Origin of the sequence: Mesorhizobium sp. M2A.F.Ca.ET.039.01.1.1, from assembly GCF_003998035.1 — a bacterium.
Classification (GTDB): Bacteria; Pseudomonadota; Alphaproteobacteria; order Rhizobiales; family Rhizobiaceae; genus Mesorhizobium.
On the sequence record NZ_RZRY01000443.1, the window covers coordinates 1 to 5,380 of the forward strand.

The following is a 5,380-nucleotide window of genomic DNA, read 5'->3' on the forward strand; positions in this document are numbered from 1 at the left end:
AGCCTTTCGCGATCTATGCGACGGCGCAGGTGCTGGCGACGTTGGAGGCCAATTCGATCTTCAATGTCCTCGATCCGGCGATCGTGCCCCGGCGCCTCCTGGCGCCGACGGAAGAGATGGCGATCTGCGGCGCGGACGGCCATGAGACCGGCGTTGCCATCGAGGCCTTTCCCGTGCCCGGCAAGGTCGCGCTCTACCTCGAGCAAAGAGGGGACGCCGGCGCAGACTTCAGCTCCGACACGGGCGATACGATCGGCGTCCGTATCAGCGGAGCGGTCGGTCGCGGCGCCGTTTTCTTCGTCCCGGGCTGCGCGCGTACCGATGCCGCGTTGCGCACGCGGCTGGCCGATGCCGCCTGCCTTCTGTTCGACGGCACCGTCTACACGGACGACGAGATGGTCACAGCCGGCGTCGGCCAGAAAACCGGCACACGCATGGGGCACATCGCAATGTCGGGGCAAGCGGGTTCGATCGCCGGTCTGGCCGATGTGAAGATCGCTCGCCGTATCTTCATCCATATCAACAACACCAATCCTGTTCTGGACGAGAATTCCGCCGAGCACGCGGCGATCAAGGCGGCTGGCTGGGAAGTCGCCTCCGACGGCATGGAGATGGAATTTTGAGCGATTTCCACGATGCGGCCCGAGGCGGCCTGTCAAAGCGCGAGCTCGAAGCCATGCTGCGGCGGGTCGGCGACGAGCGCTACCACAACCGCCATCCTTTCCATCACAGGATGACCGGTGGCGCCCTGTCGAAGGCCGAAATGCAGGCCTGGGCGCTGAGCCGCTATTGCTACCAGGCCGTCATTCCGCGCAAGGACGCCATGATCCTGGCTCGTGCCGAAGATCCGGCTTTTCGCGCCGCCTGGCGCAAGCGCATCGAGGACCATGACGGCGAGGACGGCTGGAGTGGCGGCATCGCGCGCTGGCTGCATCTGGCGACCTCGCTCGGGCTCGATGCCGAAGCGGTCAAAAGCGAAAGGCTGGCGCTGCCGGCGACCCGATTCGCCGTCGGCGCCTATCTCTCCTTCTGCACCAACCGGACGCTGCTCGAGGCAGTCGCGTCCTCGCTGACCGAGATGTTCTCGCCGGCCATCATCGGCGAGCGGGTGCCGGCGATGCTGGCCAGATATGAGCACATCACCGAGGATACGCTGGCCTATTTCACGCGACGGCCCGAACAGGCATCGCGCGACGCCGACTTCGCCCTCGCCTATGTGCTCGTCCATGCCGACACGCCCGAACGCCAGCAGCAGGCGATCGATGCGCTGGTGTTCAAATGCGACATACTCTGGGCCATGCTCGATGCGCTCCAGCATGCCTATGGCGCGCCGGGGAACATACCGCCCGGCGCCTTCCGCCCGGAGACGGCTTCATGACGGCGCCGCGCGAAAGAGCCATCGTGTCGTTGCGCTCCGCGCCATCGCTGCCCAGGCATGTGCGCATCCAGCACGACCCCGTGCGACTGGCCTTCGCCGTGCTTGCGCCGGAGAAGGTGTTCTGGCCGAATGACATCAGTCTCGACATACTGCGCCGCTGCGACGGGCAATCAACCGTCGAGCGCATCATCGCCGATCTTGCGGCCGACTACGACGCGGATCCGCAGGACGTGGCGGACGATGTCATCCGCTTCCTGCAGGAATGGTCGGACAAGCTTTTGGTGAAGCTGTGAGCGAGCCCATTCTGCCTCCGATCGGCATGCTGGCGGAACTGACGCATCGCTGCCCGCTGCAGTGCCCCTATTGCTCCAACCCGCTTGAATTGCTGAAGGCCAACCGCGAGCTCGACACGCAGACCTGGCTCGATCTCTTCTCGCAGGCCGCCGATCTCGGCGTCCTGCAGGTGCATCTCTCCGGTGGCGAACCGACGCTGCGCCGCGACCTCGAGCAACTGATCGCCGGGCTTTCCGCGCGCGGCGTCTACACCAACCTCATCACCGCCGGTGTCGGCATTGCCGAAGGCCGCATCGAGGCCTTTGCCGAAGCCGGCCTCGACCACCTGCAACTGAGTTTCCAGGGCGCCCGCCCAGTGACCACCGATGGCATCGGCAACCACCGGGGCAGCCATGAGAAAAAGCTGGAGACGGCGCACCGCGCCCGCGCGGCCGGGCTGCCGCTCACCATCAACGCGCCGGTCCATCGGCAAAACATCGAGGAAGTGCCGGAATTCATCGACCTCGCCCTATCCCTGGGCGCGGAGCGGCTCGAGATCGCCAATGTCCAATATGCCGGCTGGGCGCTAGCCAATCGCAGTTTGCTAATGCCCGACCCTGCCGCGGTCGACCGGCAGGCCGACATCGTCGCGGCTGCCCAGGAACAGCTCGCCGGCATCATGACCATCGATTTCGTCACGCCGGATTACTTCGCCATCTACCCCAAGCCATGCATGGGCGGCTGGGCACGCGACGCCTTCATGGTGGCTCCCGACGGCACCGTATTGCCGTGCCATGAAGCGCAGACGATTCCCTCGCTGCGCTTCGAGCGCTTCGGAGACCGCAGCCTCGCCGAAATCTGGACCGACTCACCGGCCTTCAACGCCTTCCGCGGCACCGAATGGATGCGGGAGCCGTGCCGAAGCTGCGAGCGTCGCGAGGTCGACTGGGGCGGCTGCCGGTGTCAGGCATTGGCGATTGTCGGCAATGCCGCTGCAACAGATCCAGCCTGCATCAAGTCGACAGCACACGCACGTATGGCCGCCTTGGTCGGTGAAGCGCGGCGCAGCAATACCGCCGGAGACGATGCTTTCATGTATCGCCGGATAGGATCGTGATTTTGACGGTAGCAACAATCGCCGCCGATACGGTCCCGGCTTCGGCTAGAGCAATTCCAGGAAAAGTGTGAGCGGTTTTCCGTCCGGAATTGCGTAAAAACAAAATAGATAGGGCGTTTCGCCGTTTCTATGAAACGGTGAAACGCACTAGCAGCGACGGTCCATCTCGGCGATTGATATACTCTTCGCTTGGAAGCACGCTGGCGGGCAATTCCCTCAGCGCAAAAGGCCGTCCATATCGAAATCTTCCCAGCCTCTCAGGCGGGGCGCATCGTCCCGGCTCACGTCGGTGTTGCTTGCGGCCCCAGCGCGATTCTTTTGGGAGCGCTTCAGAGCCGCCCTTGCGGCGGCGCGTCTCCGGTTCTCGGCAGCTGTCGCCGCGTCTACATCACGCCAGACGGTGACCAGATCGCGGTCAAGCACATCCTCGATGTGGCGAGGGTCGAACACGTGGAAGGTGATCTTCCTCGCCCGGCCGCGAAGTTTCACGGTTCGCGTCCCGGCGCTTTGAAGCCGACCGTCCTTCAGCCAGCGGTGCCGCTCGCCGGACGAGATCGTCAGGATATCCTCGACCTCGCGAGGGATGACCGGCAGGTCTGCGATGTCGCGCATGGCTTTGGATACGACCACCGCTGCCGCTTCAACATCGGCATCCGAGCCCTCCGGGAGGCGCAAGGTGAGCACCCGAGATTCAATGTGAAGCAGCTTTTTCAGGGGCGCAGGAAGGCGAGCGCGTATCTCGAGGAAGATGCCCCTCGTCCGCATCGACGATCCCAAGGTGGCCGCCGACGAAAGCGGCCACTCAGCTATCAACTTGGCGGTAGGTTCGGTTTTTCGGCGCCCTGGCATATCCGATAAATAGGTCGGGCTGATCCCAGAGCAAAGCCGGCTCAAGAGGCAACCCGTTGTGCCGCGACGCAGTGATCGCAGACAAGCATTCTGCCACGTGTTGCCAGCTGAGAAGGTTCAATGGAGCGAATTGTCAATCGGCGAGTTAGGCTGGCTAGACCGAAGAGACTGGACTAGAATGGATGGCTGCGTCGAAAAGCAACAGATATTTCACGCCAACCAAGCCGGCGCCGGAAGGCCTCGCCCCTGCCCTGGCGCGAAACATTGAGGCGCTGATCGAGAGGCGGAAACGCGAAGCCAAGGCCGCGACGCTGGAGGAGCGCGCGGCCGCAGCGATCAGCGGCTTCGCCGGAAGCATGTTCTTCGTCTACTTACACGTTGCCTTCTTCGGCGGTTGGATCGCCCTCAATGTGGGCATCCTGAGCTCCGTCAGACCCTGGGACCCGTCACTGGTCATCCTGGCCATGTTCGCCTCGGTCGAGGCCATCTTCCTCTCGACCTTCGTGCTCATCAATCAGAACCGAATGGCCGCGGAGGATAATTCCAGGGCAGACCTCGATCTGCAGGTCAGCCTGCTTAACGAGCACGAAACCACCAAGCTCATCAAGCTGGTGGAGGAGATTGCCAAGCGTCTCAACATAGATACCGACGCGGATCACGAGATCAAGGAACTCAAGCGCGATGTGGCGCCGGAGGCAGTTTTGGACAAGATCGAAGAGGTGTCCGACCGTCAGCCGCCCGAGTGACAGATCACCAAAGCTAAGCGTTACTAAGTTGGGTCAATCAGAGGATAGGAGCATGTTCGACCACATCGGCTTCAATGTCGGGAACTTTGAGAAATCGCTCGCCTTTTACAAAGCAGTGTTCGCACCTCTCGATCTTGGCGTGCTGGAATCTGGCGAGGGCTGGGCCATGTTGGGCGGCTACTCCGGTCGTCTCTGGATCGGGGCATTCGGGCCACCACCTGGACCCATCCACATGGCGTTCCGCGCCGGCTCCCGCGCGATGGTACACGCGTTCTACGAGGCAGGCCTTGCAGCCGGAGGTCGCGATAACGGCGCTCCTGGCATTCGCACCCAATACGCGCCGGATTACTTTGCAGCTTTCTTGCTTGACCCGGACGGGCACAATGTCGAGGCCGTAAGCTTCGCTCCGGAAAATTGAGCTGCGCGTTCTGCGCCCCGTCAGCGCACGAGGCCGTGCATATCGAAATCTTCCCAGCCTCTAGGCCCGACGTAGCTGCGAAGCTCATCAGCGTACACCGAAATCGAGTTGGAGTTGGAACAAACGCGGCGGCCTTCTGTTTGCCTCTGAGCACAATTCAGTGCGTTAGAGGACATCATCTATGAAGTTGCGTTTGTTATCGGCCGCGCTCTGCACGGGCGTCGCCTTGGGTTTTGCCCATCCGGCGCTCAGTGCCGAAAAGGCGCAGGATTTCGTCAACAAGGCTGCCGAAGGCGGGATCTTCGAGGTCGAGTCCAGCAAGATCGTCCAGGGCAAGGCGAAGGACCAGGCTGTCAATGAGTTCGCCCAGAAAATGATAACTGATCACGGCGCGGCCAACGCCAAGCTGCAGTCGATCGCCGGCGAGCAGAAACTGCAGATTCCCGCCGAAACGGACGCGAAGCACAAGAGCGATCTTGAGGCGCTGAAATCGGCCAACGGTTCGGCCGACCAGTCCTACGTGAAGATGCAGCAGGACGCGCATGCCGACGCGGTCAAGCTATTCCAGGACTATGCGGCCGACGGCGACAACGCGGGAC

General features: G+C 62.6%; 8 protein-coding genes. 7 read left to right on the forward strand and 1 reads right to left on the reverse strand.

Annotated features, from left to right (window positions below):
- From EOA24_RS26250 to pqqE, 4 genes are all read left to right on the forward strand, one after another.
- The coding region (locus EOA24_RS26250; protein ID WP_127410218.1) for an MBL fold metallo-hydrolase at window positions 1–623 on the forward strand (623 nt) is incomplete at its 5' end.
- Window positions 620–1,378, forward strand: coding sequence for a pyrroloquinoline-quinone synthase PqqC (pqqC, locus tag EOA24_RS26255; RefSeq protein ID WP_127410219.1), 759 nt, complete (start codon window positions 620–622; stop codon window positions 1,376–1,378). The genes EOA24_RS26250 and pqqC, both read left to right, overlap by 4 nt.
- Complete coding sequence (pqqD, locus tag EOA24_RS26260) at window positions 1,375–1,671, forward strand: pyrroloquinoline quinone biosynthesis peptide chaperone PqqD (protein WP_126081291.1); 297 nt, start codon at window positions 1,375–1,377, stop codon at window positions 1,669–1,671. The genes pqqC and pqqD overlap by 4 nt, the downstream gene beginning before the upstream one ends.
- Complete coding sequence (gene pqqE / locus EOA24_RS26265) at window positions 1,668–2,768, forward strand: pyrroloquinoline quinone biosynthesis protein PqqE (RefSeq protein ID WP_126081290.1); 1,101 nt, start codon at window positions 1,668–1,670, stop codon at window positions 2,766–2,768. The genes pqqD and pqqE overlap by 4 nt, the downstream gene beginning before the upstream one ends.
- A gap of 216 nt (window positions 2,769–2,984) precedes the next feature.
- On the opposite strand, the gene EOA24_RS26270 is transcribed toward pqqE, so the two are convergent.
- Window positions 2,985–3,617 (reverse strand): hypothetical protein, encoded by a 633-nt coding sequence (locus tag EOA24_RS26270; RefSeq protein ID WP_126083714.1) that lies wholly within the window; start codon window positions 3,615–3,617, stop codon window positions 2,985–2,987.
- A 182-nt stretch (window positions 3,618–3,799) separates the two neighbouring features.
- Between EOA24_RS26270 and EOA24_RS26275 the strand changes: the two genes are divergently transcribed.
- The 3 genes from EOA24_RS26275 to EOA24_RS26285 all read left to right on the forward strand — a co-directional run.
- Window positions 3,800–4,363 (forward strand): DUF1003 domain-containing protein, encoded by a 564-nt coding sequence (locus tag EOA24_RS26275; RefSeq protein ID WP_126081289.1) that lies wholly within the window; start codon window positions 3,800–3,802, stop codon window positions 4,361–4,363.
- A gap of 52 nt (window positions 4,364–4,415) precedes the next feature.
- Entirely contained in the window at window positions 4,416–4,781 is a 366-nt protein-coding gene (locus EOA24_RS26280; RefSeq protein ID WP_126081288.1) for a VOC family protein, read from the forward strand.
- 181 nt (window positions 4,782–4,962) lie between these two features.
- Window positions 4,963–5,380: DUF4142 domain-containing protein (locus EOA24_RS26285; RefSeq protein ID WP_133374618.1), on the forward strand; the 418-nt coding region annotated here is incomplete at its 3' end.